Consider the following 26,123-nt stretch of genomic DNA (forward strand, 5'->3'; position numbering starts at 1 on the left):
ACCATCCTTCCCTTTTCAAAAAATCACTCCAACTCTTCTTAATTTCCCAAAAAAATTATTATTTACGACTTTTACAATTATTAAGTATAGCACAAAATTTGGTCATTGTGAGTGCAAACCTATTCTAAGAAATATTAATAATTAATTGAAAAGACCATAACACTACTACTGAAATCGTCTAGAAAGGTGTATCTAACACTGTTATTAATTGCTAAACCTTTCTCCGGCATCAAAAATAATGCTTAAGACATTTGACAAATGTTGAATAACATGCTATTTTTAATATTGTTTCCTGCGGTAGTGGCGGAATGGCAGACGCGCCATCTTGAGGGGGTGGTGAGTGTATACTCGTGTGGGTTCAACTCCCATCTACCGCATTTTAAATACAATAAATCAATTATCTTATAACTAAGAGGCCGTAAATCACTTAGATGTGTACGACCTCTTTTTTTATCAAAAATTAGCGAATCTATACTTTTTGGTGCAGGTGAACAGAGTCCTTTCTGTTGACCCACACCATTTGACATAGAGCCGATTTTCCTATCAAAATTATAGGCATAAAAAAAAGCCCACTAAGTGGGCTCCGACTAGTCTTTATTAGATTCATAGGGAGATAAAATCTAATGACTGTATTATAGCAGACTTTTTTTCCTAAGACAATACCTCAACACTATTAGTCATACAATTTTATAAAAAAGTTACCCGTGTTAAGCATTAAGCATGACAAGCCGTGCAGTTCTCGCTAATGGAGTACCTCGTGGTCATTTTGAATCAGATTCTACTAACCAATCGAAATACCTATTGAGGCTGGGCATAAACTTGATAAATTTATTTAAAATTATTGTTCGTAAATTAATAGCGCAGTGGTCGAGTGGTCTCAAATGGCGTGTTAACGAGGTGAGGTATCACTTTGATAAATTCAATCAAGTTATTGCTCAATATTTAGAAGCGCAGTGCTTGAATGGTCTCAACTTTAAGGGATACAGGCATACGAAGCGAAAATTATTCAATTTTCTACTTCTGGTCTACTCCCAACTGTGCGGGGGTGGGCAGACGAAGCGAAAATTATTCAATTTTCTACTTCTTGCCCACTCCCTAGTTTTTCAACTCGTCTTTTAAATACTCATTTATTAATGAACATACAACCACAATCCTGGGCAATAACTTTAAATAGGCTTTGATTTTATCTGATCGCTTTTAGCACAGTGGTTGAGTGGCCTCGACTTTAAGGGATACATGCATACGAAGCGAAAAGCAATCAATATTCTACTTCTTGTCCACACCATGGCCAAACAATCTGTTATGGTCCAATCACTTTCATCATTAGATTATATTCTATTAACTGTTTCTAATTGCTCTTTCATAATCACAACTATCAATTGACTCTTCTCGACAAAGAATATCACACTTAAAATCCCTATTTTTTTAATAAATCCGTTATCTCAATTTGACGTTCGCAATTACTAATCGAGTCCCCGGTAATAATGACTTGTCCCACAATGTCATGAGCTTCATGGCCTAAGGGATTAAATAAAGCAAATCCCCAATCTGTACGCATCATATATTGCGTTAACACACTATCAAGATTTAAATAAGGTACTTGTAATGAAATTGCTGCCTTACTTCTTAGACGTATTTCCGGTAGTGGTAATCCTAATACCGCACGGACCGTTGCCTCATAATGATTCACTGACATTGAACCAATGGTAAATAATGCTGCATCAGAAAGACCGATTCTAGCATCATTGACATAGACGACTCCCGCAGTCGTAATTAACAATTCCATTGTAATGGAACCAATTAAGCCTAATGCATCAGCAATCACGTGTCCAATTCGATTTATTTCTGCTTCAATCGCCGAATGCAAGCTCACCGGATAACGCACTTGCGTTCCACCATCAATACCCGCTTCAATAATCTCAAAAATCGGGTATACTAACATTTCGCCACGCTCGTTACGCACAATCGTTAAGGAGGCTTTCTTCTCAGATGGAATCCAAGCTTCTAAAATACAAGTACTTTCCTCAATTTTAGTTTCCGCTTGAGGATAATCTTGTTCACTATAAATAATAACCGATTTTTCTGAATTAGGTAAATGTCGGTTCGTTGATTTTAAAATACAAGGAAAGCCAATATATTCTACCGCTTCTTTTATATCAGCTATTGATGTTACCAATGAAAACGGCGCTACTAATAATTGCAATGAATCTAAATACGCTTTTTCTAATAATCGATCTGTCGTAATGGAAATTAAGTCTTCTGACATCGCAACATCCGTAATTTCTTTTAAAATTTGATAATCTTGACTGGATAAAATGCCAGTATCGGTAATAATCGTGTCCACCCGACCGGCAAAATGTCTTAAAGCCAGTTCATCATACGTTTCGGCAATAGTTTGCCAGGACGCAAACTGTTTAACCGGATTGTCTGGAGTCAAAACCAAACTACCTACTCGGTATCCTAATCGACCCGCTTCTTGTGCTAATATAGCTGCAGATAAACTAGAACCAATAATTCCCACTGTTTCACCTGGATAATGTTTTCTTGGCATATTGTCCCTCCTTTCATCCATTTCACTCTTACTATCTTATCATATATTGGCAATAATTCCGATATGTTTTAGTCTTCTTTTCTTTACATTTTATTAACAATGAAAAAAAGAGCACAGAAGGGATACATCAAATGACAGTTGCTCCCTAACTATGCTCTTCATCACTGTTTATTTACTAGGTGCCTTGATTTAATGGTAATGTTAGAAACTAAAGTTGCACCGATTGATTCACCAAAATGGTCACCAATCATGAGTTATCTTTGATCCTCCAGAACCAACAGCATTCAAGTCCGAAGGATTTTGCTTTTAAAATGCGACTACTACTCATTTGGTAGCTGTTCAAGTTTCATCAGCTAAACCAATAAGCTACTTTTCAACGTCATCGATCGTATCATTCAGTTGCTTTTCAAAATCATCGACTATACTATTTTGCTATATTATCCAAACATCTGGCGATCACTAAGCTTGTTCAATTTCATTAGCACTCTCATTTATTGCTCGGTGATCTGTTCTCCATTTGGCTGATTATACTGGTAGAGATTCCATTCATCCATCATCGCAATTAATTTATCTGCATAATCAGGGTCGGTAGCATAACCTGAGTTTTGCAAACCTCGTGCTTGCTCTTCAGGGGTAGTGCCATTTTTAACTGCAGCATATTGGTCGGCATCCCAAGTAGTACCGTGGACCAATAAGCGGGCATGAGCCTCCATTGAAGCCGCCCAATTGGGATAAACCTTAAAGCGTTCGGTGCTCTCAATCCATTTATTATCAACATACTCTGCTGTGGGTAAATCCACACCATCGGGATCACTCGCATCCGTTTTAACACCAAATAAATTATAATAATCTGACGCTAAACCACTCTGGCCAAATTCTGATTCTAACATCGCTTGTGCCATTGAAACACTCGCATAAATACCATATTGACGCTGTAACTTTTGGGCAATTGGTGAAATTTCTTCCACAAAAGCCAATCTTGTTTGATAGTCAATATTTTCAATTTGGGATTCAACAGAATTCGTATCTCGTGATTTCTGCCACTGAGAGACTAATAGCGTGAGCAATACCAATAAAATAATTACAAAAAAGGTGATGATACCTAATTTTTCAAAAAACACACGTCTTAAATCCTGAAATTGCTTTTTCTTCGCCGATTTTCGTTTAGTTGGTTTACGTCGTGTTGTTTTTCGCTTTTTCGCTGGCTTTCTAGCCGTTGTTTTTTTCTTGGTCTTCCTCTCTACCATCTCAACACCCCCATTGGATTATTCGTCTTCTTTTAATTTTTCTCTTTCACTTTCAAACCAGTCGAGTAATTTTATTTCATTGGTTTCAATCTGTTGACGAATAACACCTGGTAAACGCAGTTCAATAATATCATTGTAACCCCAAAAATTATAATCTGCAATCAACTGTAAAATCGTCATATTGGATTTACGAGAACTCTTATCTTCATTCGCATCTGATTGATGCCATTCTAAACGTACCATGCCATGACGAACCCATTTTTTAGCTATTTCATATTTTAAAAATAAATATTCTTTCACTGGCTCAGCCATAATATCCGGTACAATCTCTGCATTACGCACTACTTTTTGAACGAGCATCCATTCATAATCTGTGAACAATGTAGATAATATCATAATATTTTCATATTTCAAACCCTGTTCACCTTTTTTCCATCGATCCCAACTTTGAGGTGAAATTCCTAATTTTTCAGAATAAAAAGCTTTTTCACTCACATATTTCTCTTTTATCGCATGAACAACAATCGCAATTAATGCCGGATTCATAAAACATCACTCCTTACGTGTATTATATCTTTATTATACACTTAATACGTGATGTTGTAAATGGTTGTATTTTAATTTTATTTCGTATATTATAAAAGAAATAAAAGAAGGGATTCGAGTTTATGGTAAATAAGTCTCCATTTAAAATAGGTTGGCGAACCATCAAAACGGTTGTAGGAGTATTTATTATCTTATTACTCTTCCATTGGTTGGACCGTTCACCTGCAACATTAGCCTGTTTAGCTTGTGTTTTTGCGATGCAAGGAGATATCTCCAAGTCCATTACTTTTGGACGTTATCGAATTGTCGGTAATACACTAGGGGCCCTGATAGCTGCCTTGGTGGTTCAAATTGAATTAATATTTGGCATTGAACATCCCTATGTTCATATTATAACTGTTTCGCTAGGTGTGTTATTGGTTATTGTTTCATGTAATGTACTGAATAGTGATAAAAGTATCGTTAATTCTTGCGCCACCTACTTCGTCGTACTACTGACGATTTCGAGTAGTCAATTAGTCAGTTATACCATTGAACGCATTTCAGATTGCTTTATTGGTGTGATTATTGCCATAATCGTCAATTACTTACTCCCCGGTTCAAAACCTCAACCAACTGAATCAGAGAGCCTTTAATACTACCTAAATATACCGCAATCGCAATAATAATAATATTGAACTTAGGTCTGATATTTCACTATTTATCGTTTAATGATGCGAGATAAACAGTTGAATTAAAAAAATCTCAAAGTAGTAGTTTGAGTTGGCATTACCAGTAGATTTGACGATGAAATTTAGTTGTGCTCAGAAAGTCACTTGACGATAAAATTGTTTTTGCTATTAACATTTGTCAAGCACTTAAAGACATCTCTGCACACAAAAACGAGCTAGAAGAAAGAGTTTGTTACACTCTACTTCATTAGCTCGTTTTTCTTTTAACTCAAGTTCAACAAGTTATGATAACTTGCAGTACCTTAAAACATTTTTCACTAATCATCAACTAAATGATATTACTCAGCGTAATAGAATTTATTAGATCCATCTTCATCTTGGAACCAATTGATATTACGGTAACCGCCAGTATTTGGATCATATACTGAATCAGGCATACCGTCACCATTAAGGTCTTCCCCATATTGGAATCCTGGCGCTTCAGTTTGTTCAACTACTGGTGCTTCAGTGACTGGCTCCACATATTCTTCTTCAAGAACTTCTTCAACTAATGATTCTTCAACTGGTGCTTCTTCGGTTGTTTCTTCTTCAGATGGAATTTCACCAGTCATGAAATAAGAAACTAATTGACGAATTGAGTTCGCAATACTTGAGACAGTTGTGTCAGTATCTTTTGGATTCGCCACATTCGTCACCACTAAGTATTGGCCATCTTCTGTTTCTAAAATAGCAGCATAACCTTGACTCGTTGAATCTATATCATTTGAAGCAATTTCGTAACGACGCGTAACGCTTTCGAATCCATCGGGATATTTGCGAGTAATTGGTGTTTCTAATAACATCTCTTTAAATTTCGCATCTAATTCTTCAGACACTAATTGATTATTAGCTAATTTTTCTAATAATAATAATAAATCTTGTGCATTGGTTACTGTACCTGTTATATGACCTTCGTCATTGACATTTAATAACTCTGTCACTTTGGTAGCAAAGTAATGGTTCTTAGATAACCATAAGTTAAAGTCATTAGGACCACCTGTTGCTTGAATCAAATGGTTCATAGCAGAAGCATCTTGTTGTTGAATCACTTCATACATTAAAGTTTCGATTGTAAATTCAGTATTTTCTTCTGCAGATGCAATGGCACCATTATCCCCTTCAGCTTTTAGATCGTCTAATACTTTCACCTTAGTTTCAAGGTCAATTTCACCCTCATTTATCGCGGATAATGTACGGTTTAAAATGTACCAAGAGAATAATTGTGAGGCATCAAATGAAGAATCAGCATAAATATAAGGTGAGTCTTCCCCATTTTTCTTAAAGGCTGCTGAAAGTGAGCCTGTTTCTGATAAATTATCGGTTAAAATTTGATTGAAGTTTTCAAACTTTTCGCCATCAACCGTTGTTTTTGGTAATTCAACATCAAGTGATTCATCAATATTTAATGCTTCTGATTGTACTTTCACCAATTGTTTAGGTTGCTCGGATGCAATCACTTGCATAGCTGGATTATTGAAAGCAATTTTCAATTGTTTTCCTTCTTGAACAAGTGAATAATCTTGAATCTCTTGAATTTCGCCGTCGATATCAACTGAGATATTTAAATCTTCACGTTTAATTTCTTTTTGGTCATCTGCTAACTCTAACTCAATTTCGGTCAATGGATACTGATCTAAGTTCACAGCACTTTTCGCTACTACCGCATTTTCTGTTTGATTCGGTTGGTCACTAGAAGTTTCATCCTCTTTAGTCGTTTCACCTTCTTGGGTTGTTTCACCCTCTTTAGTGGTATTTTCGTCTTTAGTACTGTCGTCTTCTTTATTAGTATCATCATTTTGAGAGTTATTTGCTAATAAATCACTTTCCTCTGTTGAGTTAGGAGTATTTTCATCACTTTCTGTCGACACTACTTGTTCACTCGTAGAAGGTTGGTTTTGATTACCAAAGCCATATTTTTCCCATAATTGTTTCCCATATTTAGGGCCAAAGGCAATTAATAGGAATAATAAGAATACAACTAACAATAATTTAATAATATTCCAGAGGAAACCTAAGATACTGCCACGTCGTTTTGTCTTGGGAATCACTTCAGAATCTTCAATATAACGTTCTAATTCATCATCACTCACTCGACTAGAACGGGTACGCGTCGCTTCATCAGTAGTGGCAAATTGAGGCTCTTCCCGATTATCAAGACGACTATCGATCGTGCGATGAACGCGTGTCTCTTCAAAATTTTCTACATTATCCACAGTTCCCAGAACACGGGTCTTTTCAAAATCATCGACACGACTTTGTCCAGCCGCAACACTAGCAGCTACTTCGTCGGTAGTTTTAATATCTTTTAATTCATCTCTTTGAGGTTCTGGTTTAGCATGTACGTGCGTCGATTCTGAACCATCAAATTGATGACCACAATAAGCGCATCTTGTCTTAGAACGTACTTGCTTACCACAATTTGGACATTTCATATTATTCCCCCTAAATAAATATTCTCACTGATTATTATAACATAATGAGTACTTTAATGTCATTCACAAGCCCACAACCATTTCATTACAAAATAGTATCAAACTAGACCATGACTCGATAACCGAACCGAGCAATAACCTAGTGACTTTCCGCTAAACTTAAGAATTCGTGTTTCGGCTGAGCACCGACTTAAAATAGGTTAGGTATCAGCGCAGTTGGATTCCACTGAGCCACTGCGCTTTTAATTAGCACGCAATAACTAAACAGAATTAAAAAATTTATGCCTAACCTCTTTAAGACACGTATGAGACCACTCAGCCAAACTGCTGATAAATATCGGCAACAGTTGAATCATTTTCTCAAATTTTTATCCATTCACTCTATTGAAGTTCTATCTTTTTGGTCAAGAAATGATTAGCACTATTTTGATACATAAAAAAAGCCAGCCTCAATGAACAGGCTGACTCCATTTTAATTATAAGTTATTACCGAAGTTTTGACTGTAAGCTGCTTCAAACTGACGAGCTAATAAATCAATATCACCCGCACCCATAAATAATAAGATTTCATCTTTATAGTCCATTAATGGCGATAGGTGTTCAGCAGATATGATTTCCACATTTCCCTCAATTTTATTGGCCAAATCTTGAATGCTAACAGACCCATCCATTTCACGTGCGGAATGGAAAATATCCACTAAATGCACTTCGTCTGCCATATTTAAAGCCCGCGCAAAATCATCCAATAAAGCTACCGTACGGGTAAATGTATGTGGTTGGAAAACAGCCACTACTTTATGATTAGGATATTTTTGTTTTGCTGCATCGATGGTTGCGATAATTTCAGATGGATGGTGAGCATAATCATCAATGATCGTTAAATCATGTAATTGTTTCACTGAGAAGCGACGTTTTACCCCACCGAAAGTGGCGATATTTTGAGCAATCTCTTCCGCTTTAAATCCTTCTAATGTTAAAACTGCAATCACTGCCAATGCGTTTAAAATATTATGTTGACCATATGTTGGAATTGAAAAATGTCCTAAAAATTCGCCTTGACGATAAACATCAAAATTTGCACCTTCGGTTGTTTTTTCAATATTTTGTGCATAAAAATCATTAGTGTCAGATAGACCATAATAATATACCGGAACATTCGCTTTTAAACTTGGTAAGTATTGGTCTTCACCCCAAGCCACAATACCTTTTTTAGCTTGATTCGCAAATGTTTGGAACGCATCAAAGACATCTTCTATTGAATGATAATAGTCTGGATGATCAAAATCAATATTGGTAACGATGGCGTAATCCGGTTGATACGCTAAGAAATGGCGACGATATTCACACGCTTCTAAAGCAAAGTACTCAGCTGATAAACTACCAAAGCCAGTACCATCACCGATTAAATAATTAATTGGTGCTAAATGTTTTAATGTATGAGATAACATGCCTGTAGTAGACGTTTTACCATGCGATCCGGTAACCGCAATACTCGTAAAATGATTGATTAAACTACCTAAAAAGTCATGATAACGATAGATTGGTAAATTTAATTCGCGTGCTTTTACTAATTCAGGGTGATCATCTCCGAAAGCATTCCCCGCAATAATGGTTAAACCTTCATGAATATTATCGGGGTTAAATTCCATCATTTTAATGTGTTTTTTCTCTAATTCTTGTTGCGTGAAAAAGTATTTAGAAATGTCGCTACCTTGTACCTTATAGCCACTATCATGGATAATTAAAGCCAGTGCACTCATCCCTGAACCTTTTATTCCTACAAAATGATAAATTGTATCATGTGTTAACATGTTAGTTCTCCTTACTATATTCAAATAACAAATAACTTGATTTTTCTTTAGTTAAACGCACCGCTACTTCGCGAATCTTGGAAGCTTCAATTGACTTGGCTTCACTTTGTGCTGCTGTTTCGATTGGCATTGTTGCGTCAGCCCTACTCTTACTTAGTGCTATGGGTTGTTCTGTTAAAGCTGGTTGATACCGTTTTGATTTAAAACGCTCGCTAGGTTGATAGGTGGTTTCTTCGGCTGCCACTTCAGGTTCGCTGTCTGCGACTTGTTGATTTAAAAATACTTTGTCTGACGAATCCGAATGTTGTTGCTTTAAAAATGGAACCGAATAACGTTCCTTACCATTAACAGATTGGTGTAATTGAGCATTTTCTATTCTAGCATTTAATTGTTGACGGTCAACCGGTGGTGCTAGATCTTCACGTTGATCTATACTTCGAACTTTCTTAGGTAACTCATAATACAGAGGTTCATCATGTTTATCAGCAGTTTGGCTCCGAGTGGTGTCAAAGATACTTTTACTACCATCACGATCAGTTAAACGATTAAAACGACGATTTTTATTCGATCGATGTTGACGCTTATTAAATGCCGGTCCATCATATTCACTCACGTCGCTCACCTCTTTTAATAGATTCTATAATACTATGCGTAATATTCTACCACTTCAGATAATGGAGTGCCAACTTTTAAATCTTTGGCTAATTCCCAAATACCTGGATAATCCTCAATATGAGTTAACTCTAATTCACGGGTCGAACAGACCATCCCATTACTTACGACGCCACGCAATTCACCCGGCCAGATAATCAAACCACTTGGCATCACTGCACCTGGTAATGCGACCAAGACATTTAGTCCTTTAGATATATTACGCGCACCACACACAATTTGCAAGACTTTATCATCAGAAACACGAATTTGCGTCACACTTAAATGATCACTATCTTCATGTGGACGACATTCTTCTACATGACCAACCACAAATTTGGGTGAATTATCTACTTCGATTGTCAAATCAAATCCTGCTGCCGCAATCATTTCATTGACTTGTTTCACTTGTTCAGTAGATAAAGCCAGAGCACCATTACCTTCAAGACCTAATTTTTCTGCAACATTGAATAGATTGACAGAAACTGCTTCGTCAGTATCTTCATCATAAATAACGGTGACATTATCTTTAGTCGCTGTTTTTACTTTATCATCCGCGACATTGCCACTTGTCAATAATAAAACATCGCCAATACCTTCATTATTATAAAATGCTAACCACATATTTTTTTGCTCCTATGCTTGTTCTTTAATTGAATTTAATGTTGTGCTATCAAAAGTTGTTACAATTTGATGTAACATTTCTTTTGCTGCTTCATAATCTGAAATTCTAAATAAGGTTTGATGTCCATGAATATAACGTCCTGGAACACCAATCACACCACTTGGGACACCATCATTCATCACATGAGCGGCACCTGCATCCGTTCCCCCTTTAGAGAAGAAATATTGATACGGAATACCATGTGTTTCTGCTGTATCTAAAATATAATCTCTTAAACCTTTATGCGTAATATGACCTGGGTCTTGCATTCTTAATAAGAAGCCTTCGCCTAAACGACCATCTACGTCTTTTTTACCTTCCATATCACCCGCTGGGGAACAATCTACTGCTAAGAATAAATCTGGTTTAAATTGATGAACCGCGCCTTTAATCCCACGCAAACCGACCTCTTCTTGAACGCTTGCGCCAGCAATCAAAGTGGAATTCAATTTTTGGTCTTTAACGGCTTGCAATGTTTCTAACATAACCGCACAACCATAGCGATTGTCCCACGCTTTCGCAATAACGCCTAATCCATTCGCCGTTTTAACAGTTTCCACTTGAGGCACAATCGAATCCCCTGGTCGAACGCCATACTCTAATGCTTCTTCACGAGAGGTAAATCCAGCATCAAATAATATATCTTCTGCTTTGACAGTTTTACTTTCTCCATTATTACCACGTAATAAATGCGGTGCGACTGAAGAAGAAATACAGACATAATCACCTTTCTTCGTTTGAAGAGTAAAACGTTGGGCTGAAATACTATATGGATTCCAACCACCAATCGGAATCACAGCGAATAATCCATTTTCAGTAATACGGCTAACCATAAAGCCTACTTCATCCATATGTGCCGCAATCATTAAACGAGGGGCATTTTCAGTTTGACTTTGTTTAATACCAAAAATATTACCTAATGGAGATTGATGAATTTCATCAACTAATGGCGTCATATGCTCTCTTAAATACGCTCGCACGCGACCCTCATTACCAGAAATCCCTTGTAATTCCGTTAATTCTTTAATCAACTTAAATGATGTTTCGTTCATTGAAATTCGCTCCATTCTAAATTTCTATCTAATATATTGTGGCACAAAATACCCTTAAAATCAAACCTTAATCACGATGTTAACACGGTTTTCTACACGGTAAAATCGGATGTTTTTCACAATCAAATAATAGTACAATCAATATATCTGTTGTGTTATAATGGAAATACTACGCAAGAAATCAGTCTTTTTGTGTTAATTTTTTTCTTTAAGGAGGTATTAAAATGAGCCAAAATAAAAACAATACTTTAGCTGGATTAATATTACTCGCAACTGGTCTAGTTGTAGGGGCAGCAGGTGCGCTTTTCTATCGTGAGAACCAACCTAAAAAAGCTAATCTTGTCTTAGAAGATGTAAAAGAACAATTTCAAAACCAAGGGACGATTACCGGTTCTTGGATTGATTATGAACCCGTAGAATATGAAGTGTTTGAAAGCAAGCCTCTCGTCTATCTTGGCGGTATTTCACGTAAAGAAGCGGATGGCATTGTCACCTACAATTTTATCGCTGACGCTTTCACAGGAGAAATTTTGGATATTTATGACTATCAAGCTTAATTTTGCTTGACCACGCCAAAGACTTTGGTAAAATGAATACTGTATGTTTTTTTGAAAGGAGGTAAAAAATGGCGTTTGATGGACGCAACGAGTGGCGAATGTTACCACTAAAAGGCTCATCTGGAGAAGCTTTTATGGGGATTAAAGATGATGAGAAAGTATTTTTCAAACGCAATTCCTCACCTTTCATTCCTTCTCTTTCAGCAGAAGGTTTAGCTCCCAAATTAATGTGGACTCAAAGAACTTATTCAGGGGATTTATTAACTGCTCAAGAGTGGAAAAATGCAAAACAGTTAACAAGAGAAAATATGCATAATTTGGACGTTATTGATTTGATCAAACAAATTCATCAGTCCGAGCATTTATTAATTTTACTAAGACGGGTACAAAGTAATGCTTTCAAACCTTTAGACTTTATTGATCTATATTTTGAAGGCTTACCCCCTTCTTTAACGCAACATCGATTTTTTAATGAAGTCGTCCGCTTTTTAGAAGACTCTGTAGACGATGATTTTTATCAATGTCGTTATACTGTTTGTCATGGCGATTTAAATCATAATAACTTCATGCTCGATGAAAATCAAAAATTATTTTTAGTCGACTGGGAAGGCGTTAAAATAGCCGATCCCATTAGTGACCTTACTTGGTTCTTACTTCAATATTTCAAACCAAGCGAATGGATGGATTGGTTTGATCGTTATCAGTTTGAATTTGATGATTCTTTTTACAAACGCGTGAAATGGTATAGTCTAATGAACTGCCTCTTATTAATTAAGCAATATACATTAGAAAATCGACCACAACAAGTGAACGAATTTATTTTATTATTACGAAATATTTATCAATCAGAAGATCAAGCAAAAGGAGGCTTTTATGCGCCTTAGAAATAAACCATGGGCCCAAGACAAATTAGATGCCCATCCAGAATATGTCCCACAAGAAGCAGAACAATTTCGCGGAAAATGGCAAACTCGCTTTGAAAAAGCACAACCCCTGCATATTGAAGTGGGTTCTGGAAAAGGACGTTTTATCGTTGAGATGGCCAAAGCTCACCCCGAAATTAATTATATTAGTATCGAAATTCAAACCAGCGTCATTGTGAGTGTGCTTGAATTACAATTAGAAGCACAATTACCTAATTTACAAATCTTACATGCCGATGGCCGTAACTTAAATCAGTACTTTGAACCTGGTGAAGTCAGTCGAATTTATTTAAACTTTTCTGATCCTTGGCCAAAGAAACGACATGAGAAACGCCGTCTAACCTCTGCCGATTTCATTAAACAATATGAAGAAATTTTAGTAGCGGATGGTGAAATTCATTTTAAAACCGATAATCAAGGATTATTTGAATATACGCTCTACTCTTTCTCACAATATGGTGTTAAATTAAAACAAGTCTGGTTAGACTTACATCATTCAGACTTTGAAGGTAATATCATGACCGAATATGAAGAAAAATTTTCAAGCAAAGGCAATCGCATCTATCGTTTAGAAGCTTATTTTGACAATGAAGAAACCAAATCAAAATAAACCAACGCACGACTAAAACCCGTTAAGGTTGCTGTCGTGCGTTTTGTTTTAGTTATCTCAATTCTTATCGGCAATTCTTCATAATTCTCATCATAAAAAGCATGCTGATTGCGAAACATTAAAAATAGCCATCATATCTTTAATACGAATGCTGACCTCACCTTTTTGCGCGTACTATCTAATCATCAATCACCCACAAGATAATATTCAAGCGTAAACATAGAAAAGAGAGACAGTTAAAATTGGTAAATCTAAAAGTTTCCCAATCTTTCCAACCTCTCTCATAGCTACTTATTTTATATCAATAATGGTTTGTTGTTCTTTGTAAGTTATTTCCAAAGATTTTTCATTATATTTCACTTCTGGTTTCTCAGGCATTACGGTATTACCTGCATCCCCTAAGAACAAATTAATGACTTGATGTTTGCCTTTTGGAACATGGTATTTCAATAGTGGTAATACAGTACGGTTATACAAAACATTTGTATTGGGTTCTGGTGATTGTAATTCAATCTCACAATCTAAATTATCTAAACTTTCGATTCCAACTATTCCTTTTGTTGATTGATAATAAACAGCCTTGTTTTTTTCTCTAATATGTCTCCATCTTTTAAAACACTAAAACCACCAGAAATTAAATTAAAATCTTTATTAGATTTTATTCTATAAAGTCTTAAATGCCAGGGGTAAAAAGGAACCACATAACTTTCAATCTCTACATCATCAAATGGTTGCCATAATGAATAAGTATATTCCTCATGTATTTCATATTTTTTATATTCAAACGGTGTTTGGTAAAATGCATCTTTATATGAAACTGCAATGGTACTATCGAAGGCGCCTTGCTTTAATAAAACATTGTCCTTTGGAACACTAAATCCAAACGTTGTAGAATATACAAATTTTTCATATTTCGCTTGGCCATGAGCATGTTCATGTGAATGTTGACCAACAGTATAAGCTTGTAATTCATTTTGATCTTCACTATGAACCATAATCATTCTAGTATAAGGATTAATAGAATGTGAATTAAAAGTTGGAACAGTTTCATCAATGGTCCAGAAAAAATGTTCGTCAGGCAAAGCTAATATAATAAAGCTTTTTAACGCCCAATAAGGTGATCCTGGTGAATTGTAACCCTCTCCCATGATTAAATTAGGATAACCATATCCAATCGATAAATATCCATTTTCTGTAAAAATTGGTTGTTTTAACCAATACCTCATATTGGCACAATATAAACTTTTAACTTCACTCCAATCAACGCCATTTTGTTTGATGCCAGCAAATAAAACCGCGGCCCAATAACTCGATTGTGCAAAACGGTACGTCAAGCTTCTTCCAAAAGGTAAAGCAGCTCCATTAGCAGTAAACCATTCTTTAAAGGTCTTCCCAAACTGGGAGGATCTTTCAATAAATAATTTGATATCTTTAGAATTTTTCCTATTTGATAACACACTGAATATTACACCATAATATTGCATTGCAAATGGAATATAATAGTCAATTTGATTTTTATAACCATCAAAATACCAACCATCATCCAAATAATAAGTATGAATTTCTTTCAAATCAATATCGATTTGATCTGAATGTTTCACTAAATTAACATTCTCAAAAAAAGTATTTACTAAAATTCTAAAAAACAACCAATTTGTATTTGGAATCACGTTATGATTAATCTGATTTAACCAATTATAAATATTTTTCTGTTCTTGCTTTGATAATTTTTTCCAAAAAACATCTTCGGTAAAGATTAAGTAAATTGAGAGAGCTCCCATTTCCACAAATAATTGATCATAATCATGTAACTCGCCCCAATAAAATTTAGATTGAGTATTCGTTCCTTCAACTATTCCTCTATTTACTAAGGTAAATATTTTTTCATATTTATCAATCGCTTTATCATTCGAAAACAAGGGCCCAAGTCCCCAAAGTGTTCTTAAAAATCCCTCTATCTCACCTTTCTCCGATTCATATACAGCACCAGTACTTCCTAATTGTACACGTCCGTATTTATTTTGTTCTTGCATTGCACTAAATACGGGTTCAACGATTTCGATTAAAGCATGTTCAAATTCTTCTTTGGAATTAAACTTTAAATTTATCAAATTTTCATTAATCATTAAAACACCCCTATTCAGTAATACCTAAATCTGGTTCTAAAAATAGATTAATATTATTTTGTGTTTTGCCTTCAGTTTCAAAAATAATAATGCGGTTGTCCTTCTTTAAAAGAGTCGCTGGGATATATAATCGGACCTGAGGTCCCACTTCCCAAAAACGGCCAATATTAAAGCCATTTACTTCCACAAAGCCTTTCCCCCATCCGGTCATATCGATAAAGGTATCGCCGACTTGCTCCAACTCAAATTCAAATAAATAAAAAGCTGGTTGTCCAGGTTGCCACGCCTTATTAAAATCAATTTGTGCTAAATTATTCATTGGCAATGGGTATTGTTTCCAACCCGATTGGAAAGCACCATTAATTACGACACCATCGGTAATGCCTTTCTTTTGGTGGTTCATCCGCACTGAATAATTAACCCGTCCCATATTCTCAACTAAAATCCCCAAGGTATTCTCGGTTTCTGTTAATTCAAAGGTCTCTCGTTGACCGATTTCTAAATCATGTTGTGTAAATAATAATTCTTGGTTCACAAAAATATTGGTACGGTCATTACAAGAGATGAGTCGGAAATCTTCAATTTTACGCGCACGACCAATATTAGATTCGTAATAAATATAGCCCATTGACTGATCAAGTTGCTCCATGTTTTGAGTATAAACAGACGGATGATTAGTAGCAATATCCTCTAAAGTATTAAACAAGGACACCTTATTTTGACAAGCAATATCCTTTACTTCAATGAGATTATTGGTTTCTAAAGGAATCTCTTTATAATGAGGATTATATGGAATCATTACCTTTTGGAAGGCTTTATACTTTTCCGTAATCTCACCTGATTCTGTTAATAACGCATCATAATCATAACTGGTAACGTCTGGGGCTAGTTTTTCATAATAGTTAGCACCATTGGTGAAACCAAAATTAGTCCCCCCATGGAACATATAAATATTGACCGACCCTTGCTTTAAAATCGCTTCTAATTCACGAACAGATGACTCAATATCAGTAGTATGATGATGTGTATCGCCCCATGCATCAAACCAACCAATCCAAAACTCTGTCACCATTAACGGTTTCTTTGTCCCATGAAATGATTTAAGTACTTCCCAATACTCCTCAATCCGTGAACCACAATTCATTGTTGGTAACGCAATATCTTGAACTGATCCATTTTGAAACATATCATGCCATGGCCCATCACTTGTAATAAACGGAACGGTCGCACCATTTTCACGCATTAACTCTGCTAATTGTTTGAGATATAAATGGTCATTGCCATAAGAACCATACTCATTCTCTACTTGCATTAATATAATAGGTCCGCCTTGATCAATTTGTAAATCAACGACTTCTTTAAATAAGCGCTCATAATATTTTGCTACTTTTGACATATACAAAGGATTAGAAGTTCTAACTTTAAGGTGCTCATATTTTAATAACCAAGCTGGTAAACCACCAAATTCCCACTCAGCACAGATATAAGGTGACGGTCTTAAAATAACATAAAGACCCATTTTATGGGCCAATTCAATAAAATGTCTTAAATTGAGGATGCCATCAAAATCATATTGTCCTTCAACCGGTTCATGTAAATTCCAAGGGACATACGTTTCAACCGTATTACAACCCAAATTATTCAATTTAATTAAACGATCGCGCCAATACTCCGGGACTGTTCTAAAATAATGAATCGCACCAGATAAAATTTTAAACGGTTCGCCATTTAAATAAAACTCATCTTTAATTTCAAAAGTTTGCATAGATACACTCCTTATACATTTTTACCATACACTTCTAATTCAGTTAAAGCCGGGAATGGTGATTCTTCAGGGGACTTAATAAGATTTCTAAAAACTAACCATTCTATTTTCCTTTCTTCAATTATAAAAACTTGTGGATACGGTACTTTTTCAAATTCGAACACTTCTATTGAACCATCAGAAAATAGAACTTCTCCTGTTGTCCAATAATTATCATGTGGAAAATCATTTCTTAGCGTAAAGCGCAATTGATTAATCGATACTTTACGACCAAAGTCAATTTTTAATTCAGCATCATCCTGTCTATTAATCCCCCAAGACTGATAAGGATATGACCCGTGACTTAAATTCGCAAATATTCCGTCAATTACATTTCTTGCGAAAAATGTCGCGTCATTTCTTGTTTCAACATTAGCAGACGCATGGGGATAAACATCAATATTTTCATTTAAATCATGAGTATTTAATGCCAAATTTTGATATACATTTATTTCTGCTTCTTCAGCATACCTTACACTTATATAATGTCTTTTTCCTTTAAAAGCATACTCTGGTAATGCTTCCTCCCAGTTTTTACTAATGGGAACTTTATATATAATTTCTGACTTTTTTACATAAACTAATGTATCATCAAAACTTTCATCAAATTTTATTTTTAAATATTGATTAGCTTTATCAAGTATTATATGAATATAATCTCCCTCTTCAAAATAAAAATTTTGATCTGCTAAATAAACATGACCTTCCCCTTCGACTTCTAACAATCGATTAAAATCGTCATAATCATTTTTTCCAGTTTTTATGTTATGGTCTTTATCTTTAATTGACAATTTAATTTTCATTTATACCTCCAAATTTAGTTAAATCATACTCTTTAATCAACATTTTAAAAACCTTCATATTTAATATTGATAACATCCCAATCATAAAAAACACTAAATAAGGTGCAAAAATGGTCGTTATAAATATTCCAAATAAATACATTACTATTAAGAAAATTGTCCATGAGAAATGTTTTATTTCTATAAAGAATGAAAGTTTTAATGCATTCATAATATTTAATTGTGTCACTGCTAACATTGGATAAAAATATACTAAAAATCCAAATAAAATTACTGATACAAAAATAACTAAGAAAAAAACAAAGGTACTAATTGAACTTGAAATTTGTCTATAAAACCAAAAATCAATCAGTACTATACCGATTAATATTAGGGAAAACAAACCCACAATAACTGTTTGCTTAAATCTAAGAAAAAATATTTTATAAAGTCAGAAATAACCCCTGTACCACTATTACTAAGTACATCGTTGGAAACTTTAAATAGAGATACGGTTGCAGGACCTATAGTTATGATTGGAATAGAAAATACAATCCAAACTAATGTCATTAACATAGTGTCGGATAATAATCCCATCCATTTCCATAAAGCATTTTCTGGATTAAAAAACTTTTGAAACATTTTAATATCCCCCATCAAATTCCATAATAAATTGAACGAATTGCTGATTTAATTTATGATTATTAGATTTCTTTGGTATTCCCAGAAAAAAACCATCGAATATAGTTCCTGACAAATTAAGCATTGTATGTGTTTCATCTAATTTTTCAGTTCTTACAAAAGAAAAATTAGATAAATCTTGAAAACCATTTAATTTTACATAATGTTGTATGATATCTTTCGGGGCTATCAGAACATTCATTTCTCCAGAAGCAACCATCGTTGTAAATCGACCCATTTGATCAAAGTCTATTGGATTATCTTGTGAAACTTCAAAATTTAATCCTGTGTCTATATAGAAATTTATTTCATTCTCAATAAGTTCATTCTCAACAAAAAAATTCTCTATTCTTTTAATTTGTTCGGTATTAAAACTGCTATTTACTATAAAAACGGAATATTTTTCACGATGATCTATTGAAAAATACTCTGAAAGCAATAATATGAGTATCACTAATAGTGAAATTAGAGTTCCCCATATCCCTTTATAATAATACCAATATTGTTCCCACTTTTCTTTTGTTTTTTTCATTTAGAACACCCTTTTTATGTAAAAAAAGGAATCCTCCACAAACTAAAATAAGCCTATAGATAAATTCCTTATAAATTATCCTTTAACCCCTGTTGCAGCAACACCCTGCACGAAGTATTTTTGTAATGATAAAAAGACAATTAATACTGGAATTAAAACAACAACTGATGCGGCCATAATAAGCCCATACTCTGCAGAGTACTGAGTAATAAACATTCTCAATCCAATTTGAATCGTTTTTAAACTCTCTCTCGTTAAATAAAGTAATGGTCCTAAAAAATCATTCCAAGTATTGACAAAAGTAAAAATTGTAAGTGTAGATATTGCTGGTTTTGATAGTGGCAACATAATTTTAGCATATATTTGGTAATCATTCATACCATCAATTCTAGCTGCTTCAATTAAAGAATCTGGAATACCTTGATAAAATTGGCGCATCATAAACACACCAAAAGCTGAAAATGCCTGAAGTAAAATTATCGCTAGATGGGTATTATTCAATCCAAATTCACGCATCATAATAAATTGAGGAACCATATAAGCTTGCCAGGGAACTGCTATCGTTGCTACATAAGCTAAGAAGAGAAAATCTCTGCCTTTAAAACGTAGCTTTGAAAATGCATAAGCAGCAAAACTACTCGTTAATAATTGTAAGAATGTAACGATCAATGTAATTTTTGCGGTATTTTTAATAAAGGTTGCTAAAGGAATTTGCTCCCAGATTTTCTTGTAATTATCCCATTGGGGGTTTTTAGGAATCCACTCAATTGGAAATGCAAAAATATCTTTATTTAATTTCAATGATGAAGATAACATCCAAATAAAAGGAAATAGCATAGTTATTGTCACAGCAATTAAAACAATATAAATTAATATTTTCGCCAATATTTTTTGTTTTTTCATATGTCTACTCCTTTCTATTCTTTTGCAAAATTACTTTCGCCTCTAAATTGAACAATAGTAACTACTAATACTAATACAAATAATAACATGGAAATTGCACTAGAATAGCCTAAGTTCCAATTTTTAAAGGCTGTATTATAAATTTCATACACTAATACTAATGTAGAGGTTCCCGGTCCACCTTGTGTAATCATATAAACTTGATCATAAACTTTAAAACTATTTATAGTTAACATCATTAATACAAAGAAAGTCACAGGACGTAATTGAGGTAAGGTTACATTTCTAAATTTCCCCCAATTACTTGCTCCATCTAGTTCTGCCGCTTCATATAATTCTGCTGTAATACCTTGTAAGCCTGCTAAGAAAATAACCATATAATATCCCATTTGTTTCCATACACTAAAGAAAATAACCGTAATCATTGCCCAATCTTTATCAGCAGCCCATCTTGGAGGGTCCATCACACCTAAACGTTCCAAAATTTCATTAATTGGCCCGTTGACAGGACTGAAAATCATATTCCACACTGCTGCTACGGCAACTAATGATGCAACATATGGGAAAAAACTGATTGTTCTAAAAATATTTCTACCCCTTATTTGCTGATTAAGTAAAACTGCTAACCCCAATGAACAAACCAACGTCAATGGTACAGTCCCTATTACAAAAATGATGGTATTCATAAATGCTGCTCTAACCCGAGGATCGGCTACCATTCTTGTATAATTATTAATTCCGATATATTTCATTGGATTACTTCCGTCCCAATCATAAAATGACAATAAGACAGCAAAAATAATGGGTCCTAAAGTAAAAATAGCGAAACCTATAAAGTTTGGAGCAATGAAAGAATACGCTGTTAGAGTATCAACTAACTTTCTCTTTCTTGCAGATTTTGATAAGGTTTTTGTTTGTTCCATAAACCTCGTCCTTTCTTTAAATAAAGGCTAGCCGTTACGCTAAACAAGCTAGCCTCTCACAACCTCGTACTATTGCAATAAAGCTTTCACTTGTTCTGAAATATTTGCCAATTCGTCAGCAATTTCAGCGTTTCCTGTCATAATATTGTCATGTCCATCATTTAATATAGTTTCGACTTCAGCTGCAATTTCTGTAATTGGTAACTCTAAATACATTTGCTTAATTGATAAAGCATCTTTACTTGTTTCATCTAAGTCTGTTGCTTCCGCAATGGTATCAACAACTGCTTCGTTTTGAATAGCTGGCATTGTACCAGTTTTAGCAATAATTTCAGAACCTTCGGGACTTGATAAGAATTGTAAGAATTTATATGCCTCTTCTTTTTGTTTTGAATTTGCATTGATTCCAACAGAAGTAATTGTTCCTGCTGTCGTTCCTTCTTCTACTCCTTCTGGAATTGGCATGGTTGCAATTCCCCATTTAAACTCTTCACTTTCACCATTTTCAATAGCAGTTTTTAATGTTGGCATAAACCAAGTTCCCATTAATAATGTTGCCACATTATTTTGATAAAATGCTGCTGAATAATGTAAGCTAGCAGTTTTTAGAACTGAATAATCTTGAACTTGCTCTGCTTCTTGTTCTGCTAAAACATCTTCATAATATGGTTGTAAGAACGAATAATCATCTGAAACTAAAGTATTCTCTCCATCTAAGACACCATATAATTGGACTTGACTTCTCCAAGTATGATAATGTCCTCCATAGATATGTTTGTCTAACGCTTCTGAACCTTTTTCTGAAACTTCTTGAACTAATGCAGTATATTCATCCCAAGTAATACCATTTTGTGGATAGTCAACTCCAGCTGCATCAAAAATATCTTTGTTATAGTATAAAACATAAAAGTCATTACGTACTGGTAATGCATAAAAATCCTCATTCATTGTAATTTGATCAATGACCCCACCGTATTGATCAACATCTACATCACTCGCCAACTCAGATAATGGCTCTAATTGACTTTTGTTTACTAATGATACATAACCTGGAGTATCTTTAATTAATGCCACATCGATAGTATCATCCCCACCAGATAACTGTGTTCCTAAAACCGTCATATAATCGGTTGAACCTAAATCCAACATTTCAATTTTAATCCCCGGATTTTCAGCCTCATATGCATCAATCAATGGTTGATAGTAAGTCGTAGCATCTTTATCCCATAAGGCCCAAGTTAAAGTAACTTCGTCTTGAGCAGAAACATTTACAACAGATCCTAATGTATTTCCCACAGTTAATAGCGACAATGCACTAACACAAAGTAATTTTGTAAATTTTTTCATCATTATTCCTCCTGAATTTTACCAGTATTTATTCCACTCTCTGCCTAAACGAACTAAAGTTTCAACATAAAAATAGTCCCCCCAAATTACGCTTTCATCAACTCCTTTATTTGAATTTTTATCATAAACTGCATGAAGTAATAATCCGTCTGCTTCCTCATTATCTTTAGTTATATAATTTTGACTTAATGATTTAGCAATTTGGACAGCTTTTTCTTCATACTGTTGACGTCTATTATTTGACAGTGGTAATTGCTTTGCTAATTCTAACAATCCACTGGCTGCTATGGCAGCAGCAGAACTATCTCTTTCTTCATGACTACCATCATTAAAAACTAAATCCCAATAACAAACATTATCTGATGGTAATTGTGAAATAAAATAATCTGCTAATAATTGTGCGGTCTCTAAATAAGAATAATCACCTGTATATAAATAACTTAATGTAAATCCATAAATTCCCCAAGCCTGTCCACGTGCCCAACAAGAATCATCAGAAAAACCTTGAGCTGTTTCTCCTTTTATCCCTTCTCCTGTACGGCGATCAAAGAAGTATGTATGGAAAGTAGTAGCATTTTCCCTTACAATATACTTTTGGGTTTGTTTAGCGTGACGATTCGCTGCTTTACGGTATCTATCATCACCCGTCATTTCTGTTGCAAAATATAAAAGAGGAAGATTCATTAAACAATCGATAATCATACGTCCGCCCTCGTCAAGATCATCTAACTTCCCCCAAGCTTGAATGATTCCCGCTTTTTCATTAAAGCGAATCATTAAAGCATCAGCAGCGTCAATTGCCATCTTTTTTGAACTTTCAGTGCCATTAATTTTATAATCAGCAATTGCCGACAATATGTATAAAAAGCCAATATCATGCGTTTCCAATTCAACCTTATTTTTTAATCGATTATCAAATGTCTCTAATTGCTTCTTAATGACCATGTCAAATTCATTACTATTAAAATATTCCTTTACTAAAAATAACTGACCTATCCAAAAACTAGCTGTCCAGTAATCATTTTCTTCTACTGGATATTTTAAGTCTTTTGATGCTGCCCAAGGTATCTTGTCAAAAAATTTTGATTGATTTTTCCGAATTTTTTCCAATACAAAGGCCATACTTTCATTCAACCATTCCCATTTTTCATTCAATATCACTCAATCCTCCTTAAAATTTATTTTCATTCTAAAATCATATTGATAATCAATATGATTTTTAGTAATTTGAACTAAAAATATTTCTTGCACTTCACCTTGATGATCAAAATATTCTGTAGCATTAACTGATATTTCATAATCTGAAGATTCTAGCATTAACTCATATGTTAAATGATTATTTTTCCAAACTAGTAACTTATCCTTAATAATAGGTTGATTTACACAAACTAAATTTTGAATAACTGTATTATCCGCTTTTTGAAACAGCATCTGATCATAAACTTCAATTGAATCTGTTAGAATAATGAAACTTCGTTTGTAATATTTTAATTCAGCATTACTTGGATAAACTTCATCTATCGTCATTTCAAAAGATATTTGTTGGTTTTTGTTTTTATATTGAACTTCTGTTGCACCATAATTACCATTCTTTTGCTCGCAACCATTTATAACTGGAACACTATGACCTAGTGAGCGATTATTTAATATATCGTATCGATAACGATCATCAAAATAAAACTTCGTATATTCACCAGCACCTAAATCTGTAAAAACCAGATTACTAGAATTCCCCAGAATAAAGTGACCAATATCATTATGATTATGACTTTCACTGTTATGTCCACCTTTAGCAGCAAAGAAAAAATGTTGATTCTTGTAAATTAGCCATTGCACATCATTAAAAAAATGACTTACAGAAAATGCTGGTAAATTTTCTGCAACTGGCTTAGTCCAAATCCAATTTCTAAAATTGACTGCCCAACGATAACAGGAATCATGTTCAATTGAAGTCACATACTTAACTTTCGGAATACTAACACTATAATTACTTTGACAATAAGATAATAAACCACTAGGCAATTCAGCCTCTGTAGCATCGGAAAACGGCACATATAAACCGTCAGCAAGTTCAACTCTAGATGGGAAAGCAGCTATTTGTCTTAATAATTCTTTATCACAATAGAAGTCCTTTTTATAAACGGTACGGTAACATTCATTAAAATAATTAAAGTACCCAAAACCATAGGCCCAGTAAGCTACCCCTTCTTCACAAGCACCGTCCTGACCAAAACTACTAAAATAAACTGAGAACACTGATCTTAATCTAGATAAAATCGCTAATTGTTCATTTGATTCATAAGGCAATTCATATAAAGCAATCATCCCGATACAGCTTGCAATAACGGAACTCCAATTGTTTTTTAATTTTTCCCATCCCCACTCTTTTGAACCAAAAGGTGTAAAAATTCTTTTCTGAATCTCTTCATGTACCTTAGCTTGTAGTTCACTTGATAAAGAGTCCGAAAAAAGATGTATGATTTCAGATAAACTTTGGGCAGTTTCAGCTGCAAATAAATCAATAATCATATTGCTTTTATCTGAATAATCAATATATTCCGGAGATTCTGGTAAATGAGCAGGCAAAGCCCAACTATATTCACTGCAAATTAAGTTAATGATTCTTTCTAATGCAGTATGGTATTCATCGTTGTTCTCTATATAAGCCATCATCGCTAAAGCTGTTAGATACTTACGTCTTTCAAAATACTTATACTCGAATTCTAAGCGATTACCTATTTTAAAAAATGTAAAATAATCTGCTCTACTTAGCTCTAATTTAGGTTTATTAACAACGAATTCATCAGAAATATTTTTAATTTCTTGATAGAAATCTTTTCTCCATTCCTCCAAATTTTCACCACCTAAACAAAGAATGCGCTTTCTACAATTAATAATACGACATAAAAAAGTAAAAATCAATAGTTTTTTACTAAAAAAATTTGTTTTTTTAGTAAAATTTAGGTAAAATTAACGATGGAAAGAAAGTCCTATCACATAGCATTTTTAGATAAGATTCGGTATAATTAAGTAATCAAAGGATGGTGAGCCTGATGGCAACTTTATCAGATATTGCGAAAAAAGCTAATTTATCAATCTCAACTGTTTCTCGTGTTCTTAGTTATGATTATTCATTATCAGTAACTGATGAAACAAGAAAAAAGTTTTTGAAATTGCTGAAAAATTAAACTACACAAAATATAAAAATAAATCAATAAAAAAAGAGGATAATTCAAAACGTATCGCTATTATTCAATGGTTAGACGAATTT

24 protein-coding genes and 1 tRNA gene are annotated in these 26,123 nt (G+C 34.2%); 6 read left to right on the forward strand and 19 right to left on the reverse strand.

The genetic code is table 11. From position 1 onward, the window contains the following. The first annotated feature begins 294 nt into the window (after positions 1-294). Positions 295-377 (forward strand) — tRNA-Leu (locus LB888_RS01465). A gap of 1,040 nt (positions 378-1,417) precedes the next feature. On the opposite strand, the gene LB888_RS01470 is transcribed toward LB888_RS01465, so the two are convergent. From LB888_RS01470 to LB888_RS01480, 3 genes are all read right to left on the reverse strand, one after another. Further along, positions 1,418-2,551, reverse strand: coding sequence for an ATP-grasp domain-containing protein (locus tag LB888_RS01470; RefSeq protein ID WP_078756606.1), 1,134 nt, complete (start codon positions 2,549-2,551; stop codon positions 1,418-1,420). Between the two features lie 491 nt (positions 2,552-3,042). Next, complete coding sequence (locus LB888_RS01475) at positions 3,043-3,798, reverse strand: glycoside hydrolase family 73 protein (RefSeq protein ID WP_318753322.1); 756 nt, start codon at positions 3,796-3,798, stop codon at positions 3,043-3,045. Between the two features lie 18 nt (positions 3,799-3,816). Beyond that, positions 3,817-4,344 (reverse strand): hypothetical protein, encoded by a 528-nt coding sequence (locus LB888_RS01480; protein ID WP_078756608.1) that lies wholly within the window; start codon positions 4,342-4,344, stop codon positions 3,817-3,819. A 122-nt stretch (positions 4,345-4,466) separates the two neighbouring features. On the opposite strand from LB888_RS01480, the gene LB888_RS01485 reads away from it, so the two are divergent. Further along, a complete protein-coding gene (locus tag LB888_RS01485; RefSeq protein WP_318753323.1) occupies positions 4,467-4,979 on the forward strand; it encodes an FUSC family protein in 513 nt (170 codons plus the stop codon). Positions 4,980-5,353: 374 nt separating this feature from the next. Here the strand turns inward: LB888_RS01485 and LB888_RS01490 are convergent, their stop codons facing one another. The 5 genes from LB888_RS01490 to pepA form a co-directional block, all read right to left on the reverse strand. After that, complete coding sequence (locus LB888_RS01490) at positions 5,354-7,486, reverse strand: serine hydrolase (RefSeq protein ID WP_318753324.1); 2,133 nt, start codon at positions 7,484-7,486, stop codon at positions 5,354-5,356. A 476-nt stretch (positions 7,487-7,962) separates the two neighbouring features. Further along, entirely contained in the window at positions 7,963-9,297 is a 1,335-nt protein-coding gene (gene murC / locus LB888_RS01495) for a UDP-N-acetylmuramate--L-alanine ligase (protein WP_318753325.1), read from the reverse strand. 1 nt (position 9,298) lies between these two features. Then, positions 9,299-9,910, reverse strand: a complete 612-nt coding sequence (locus LB888_RS01500; RefSeq protein WP_318753326.1) for a hypothetical protein — start codon at positions 9,908-9,910, stop codon at positions 9,299-9,301. A 32-nt stretch (positions 9,911-9,942) separates the two neighbouring features. Then, on the reverse strand, positions 9,943-10,572 hold the full coding sequence (gene ytpR, locus LB888_RS01505) for a YtpR family tRNA-binding protein (protein WP_078756613.1): 630 nt from the start codon (positions 10,570-10,572) through the stop codon (positions 9,943-9,945). 12 nt (positions 10,573-10,584) lie between these two features. Then, positions 10,585-11,664, reverse strand: coding sequence for a glutamyl aminopeptidase (gene pepA, locus LB888_RS01510; protein ID WP_078756614.1), 1,080 nt, complete (start codon positions 11,662-11,664; stop codon positions 10,585-10,587). Between the two features lie 224 nt (positions 11,665-11,888). Between pepA and LB888_RS01515 the strand changes: the two genes are divergently transcribed. The 3 genes from LB888_RS01515 to trmB all read left to right on the forward strand — a co-directional run bounded on the left by LB888_RS01515 (position 11,889) and on the right by trmB (position 13,754). Further along, positions 11,889-12,221, forward strand: a complete 333-nt coding sequence (locus LB888_RS01515) for a PepSY domain-containing protein (RefSeq protein ID WP_318753327.1) — start codon at positions 11,889-11,891, stop codon at positions 12,219-12,221. Positions 12,222-12,289: 68 nt separating this feature from the next. Beyond that, a complete protein-coding gene (locus tag LB888_RS01520; protein WP_276647312.1) occupies positions 12,290-13,105 on the forward strand; it encodes a phosphotransferase family protein in 816 nt (271 codons plus the stop codon). Further along, entirely contained in the window at positions 13,095-13,754 is a 660-nt protein-coding gene (gene trmB / locus LB888_RS01525) for a tRNA (guanosine(46)-N7)-methyltransferase TrmB (RefSeq protein WP_318753328.1), read from the forward strand. Before LB888_RS01520 ends, trmB begins: the two co-directional genes overlap by 11 nt. A gap of 291 nt (positions 13,755-14,045) precedes the next feature. Here the strand turns inward: trmB and LB888_RS01530 are convergent, their stop codons facing one another. The 11 genes from LB888_RS01530 to LB888_RS01580 form a co-directional block, all read right to left on the reverse strand. Beyond that, positions 14,046-14,231, reverse strand: coding sequence for a hypothetical protein (locus LB888_RS01530; RefSeq protein WP_318753329.1), 186 nt, complete (start codon positions 14,229-14,231; stop codon positions 14,046-14,048). Between the two features lie 71 nt (positions 14,232-14,302). After that, positions 14,303-15,880 carry a DUF2264 domain-containing protein gene (locus LB888_RS01535; RefSeq protein ID WP_318753330.1) on the reverse strand — a complete coding sequence of 526 codons (1,578 nt, stop codon included), beginning with the start codon at positions 15,878-15,880 and terminating at the stop codon, positions 14,303-14,305. A gap of 10 nt (positions 15,881-15,890) precedes the next feature. Continuing rightward, on the reverse strand, positions 15,891-17,645 hold the full coding sequence (locus LB888_RS01540) for a beta-galactosidase family protein (RefSeq protein ID WP_318753331.1): 1,755 nt from the start codon (positions 17,643-17,645) through the stop codon (positions 15,891-15,893). A gap of 11 nt (positions 17,646-17,656) precedes the next feature. After that, positions 17,657-18,487, reverse strand: coding sequence for a hypothetical protein (locus LB888_RS01545; RefSeq protein WP_318753332.1), 831 nt, complete (start codon positions 18,485-18,487; stop codon positions 17,657-17,659). Positions 18,488-18,856: 369 nt separating this feature from the next. Beyond that, complete coding sequence (locus tag LB888_RS01550; protein WP_318753333.1) at positions 18,857-19,108, reverse strand: DUF624 domain-containing protein; 252 nt, start codon at positions 19,106-19,108, stop codon at positions 18,857-18,859. Position 19,109: 1 nt separating this feature from the next. Then, a complete protein-coding gene (locus tag LB888_RS01555; protein WP_318753334.1) occupies positions 19,110-19,679 on the reverse strand; it encodes a hypothetical protein in 570 nt (189 codons plus the stop codon). A gap of 75 nt (positions 19,680-19,754) precedes the next feature. Then, entirely contained in the window at positions 19,755-20,582 is an 828-nt protein-coding gene (locus LB888_RS01560; RefSeq protein WP_318753335.1) for a carbohydrate ABC transporter permease, read from the reverse strand. Between the two features lie 14 nt (positions 20,583-20,596). Continuing rightward, the gene (locus LB888_RS01565; RefSeq protein WP_318753336.1) at positions 20,597-21,505 is read right to left on the reverse strand and encodes a sugar ABC transporter permease; all 909 of its coding nucleotides are present in this window, start codon (positions 21,503-21,505) and stop codon (positions 20,597-20,599) included. Positions 21,506-21,574: 69 nt separating this feature from the next. Continuing rightward, a complete protein-coding gene (locus tag LB888_RS01570) occupies positions 21,575-22,852 on the reverse strand; it encodes an ABC transporter substrate-binding protein (protein ID WP_318753337.1) in 1,278 nt (425 codons plus the stop codon). Positions 22,853-22,870: 18 nt separating this feature from the next. Next, on the reverse strand, positions 22,871-24,013 hold the full coding sequence (locus LB888_RS01575) for a glycoside hydrolase family 88 protein (RefSeq protein WP_318753338.1): 1,143 nt from the start codon (positions 24,011-24,013) through the stop codon (positions 22,871-22,873). Then, positions 24,014-25,705 carry a heparinase II/III family protein gene (locus tag LB888_RS01580; RefSeq protein ID WP_318753339.1) on the reverse strand — a complete coding sequence of 564 codons (1,692 nt, stop codon included), beginning with the start codon at positions 25,703-25,705 and terminating at the stop codon, positions 24,014-24,016. It abuts the gene before it with no gap. Positions 25,706-25,905: 200 nt separating this feature from the next. Between LB888_RS01580 and LB888_RS01585 the strand changes: the two genes are divergently transcribed. Next, positions 25,906-26,040, forward strand: a complete 135-nt coding sequence (locus LB888_RS01585) for a LacI family DNA-binding transcriptional regulator (RefSeq protein ID WP_318753340.1) — start codon at positions 25,906-25,908, stop codon at positions 26,038-26,040. Positions 26,041-26,123 lie beyond the last annotated feature (83 nt).

Origin of the sequence: Globicatella sp. PHS-GS-PNBC-21-1553, assembly GCF_033564055.1 — a bacterium.
In the GTDB taxonomy this organism is placed as follows: Bacteria; Bacillota; Bacilli; order Lactobacillales; family Aerococcaceae; genus Globicatella; species Globicatella sulfidifaciens.

Bases quoted from the DNA above. Each gene is read 5' to 3' on its own strand.
- ytpR (WP_078756613.1), bottom strand. From the start codon at position 10,572: ATGTGGTTAGCATTTTATAATAATGAAGGTATTGGCGATGTTTTATTA.
- LB888_RS01555 (WP_318753334.1), bottom strand. From the start codon at position 19,679: ATGAAAAAAACAAAAGAAAAGTGGGAACAATATTGGTATTATTATAAA.
- LB888_RS01550 (WP_318753333.1), bottom strand. From the start codon at position 19,108: ATGTTTCAAAAGTTTTTTAATCCAGAAAATGCTTTATGGAAATGGATG.
- trmB (WP_318753328.1), top strand. From the start codon at position 13,095: ATGCGCCTTAGAAATAAACCATGGGCCCAAGACAAATTAGATGCCCAT.
- LB888_RS01480 (WP_078756608.1), bottom strand. From the start codon at position 4,344: ATGAATCCGGCATTAATTGCGATTGTTGTTCATGCGATAAAAGAGAAA.
- LB888_RS01535 (WP_318753330.1), bottom strand. From the start codon at position 15,880: ATGATTAATGAAAATTTGATAAATTTAAAGTTTAATTCCAAAGAAGAA.
- pepA (WP_078756614.1), bottom strand. From the start codon at position 11,664: ATGAACGAAACATCATTTAAGTTGATTAAAGAATTAACGGAATTACAA.
- LB888_RS01475 (WP_318753322.1), bottom strand. From the start codon at position 3,798: ATGGTAGAGAGGAAGACCAAGAAAAAAACAACGGCTAGAAAGCCAGCG.
- LB888_RS01585 (WP_318753340.1), top strand. From the start codon at position 25,906: ATGGCAACTTTATCAGATATTGCGAAAAAAGCTAATTTATCAATCTCA.
- LB888_RS01470 (WP_078756606.1), bottom strand. From the start codon at position 2,551: ATGCCAAGAAAACATTATCCAGGTGAAACAGTGGGAATTATTGGTTCT.
- LB888_RS01515 (WP_318753327.1), top strand. From the start codon at position 11,889: ATGAGCCAAAATAAAAACAATACTTTAGCTGGATTAATATTACTCGCA.
- LB888_RS01520 (WP_276647312.1), top strand. From the start codon at position 12,290: ATGGCGTTTGATGGACGCAACGAGTGGCGAATGTTACCACTAAAAGGC.
- LB888_RS01540 (WP_318753331.1), bottom strand. From the start codon at position 17,645: ATGCAAACTTTTGAAATTAAAGATGAGTTTTATTTAAATGGCGAACCG.
- LB888_RS01490 (WP_318753324.1), bottom strand. From the start codon at position 7,486: ATGAAATGTCCAAATTGTGGTAAGCAAGTACGTTCTAAGACAAGATGC.
- LB888_RS01570 (WP_318753337.1), bottom strand. From the start codon at position 22,852: ATGAAAAAATTTACAAAATTACTTTGTGTTAGTGCATTGTCGCTATTA.
- LB888_RS01565 (WP_318753336.1), bottom strand. From the start codon at position 21,505: ATGGAACAAACAAAAACCTTATCAAAATCTGCAAGAAAGAGAAAGTTA.
- murC (WP_318753325.1), bottom strand. From the start codon at position 9,297: ATGTTAACACATGATACAATTTATCATTTTGTAGGAATAAAAGGTTCA.
- LB888_RS01560 (WP_318753335.1), bottom strand. From the start codon at position 20,582: ATGAAAAAACAAAAAATATTGGCGAAAATATTAATTTATATTGTTTTA.
- LB888_RS01485 (WP_318753323.1), top strand. From the start codon at position 4,467: ATGGTAAATAAGTCTCCATTTAAAATAGGTTGGCGAACCATCAAAACG.
- LB888_RS01545 (WP_318753332.1), bottom strand. From the start codon at position 18,487: ATGAAAATTAAATTGTCAATTAAAGATAAAGACCATAACATAAAAACT.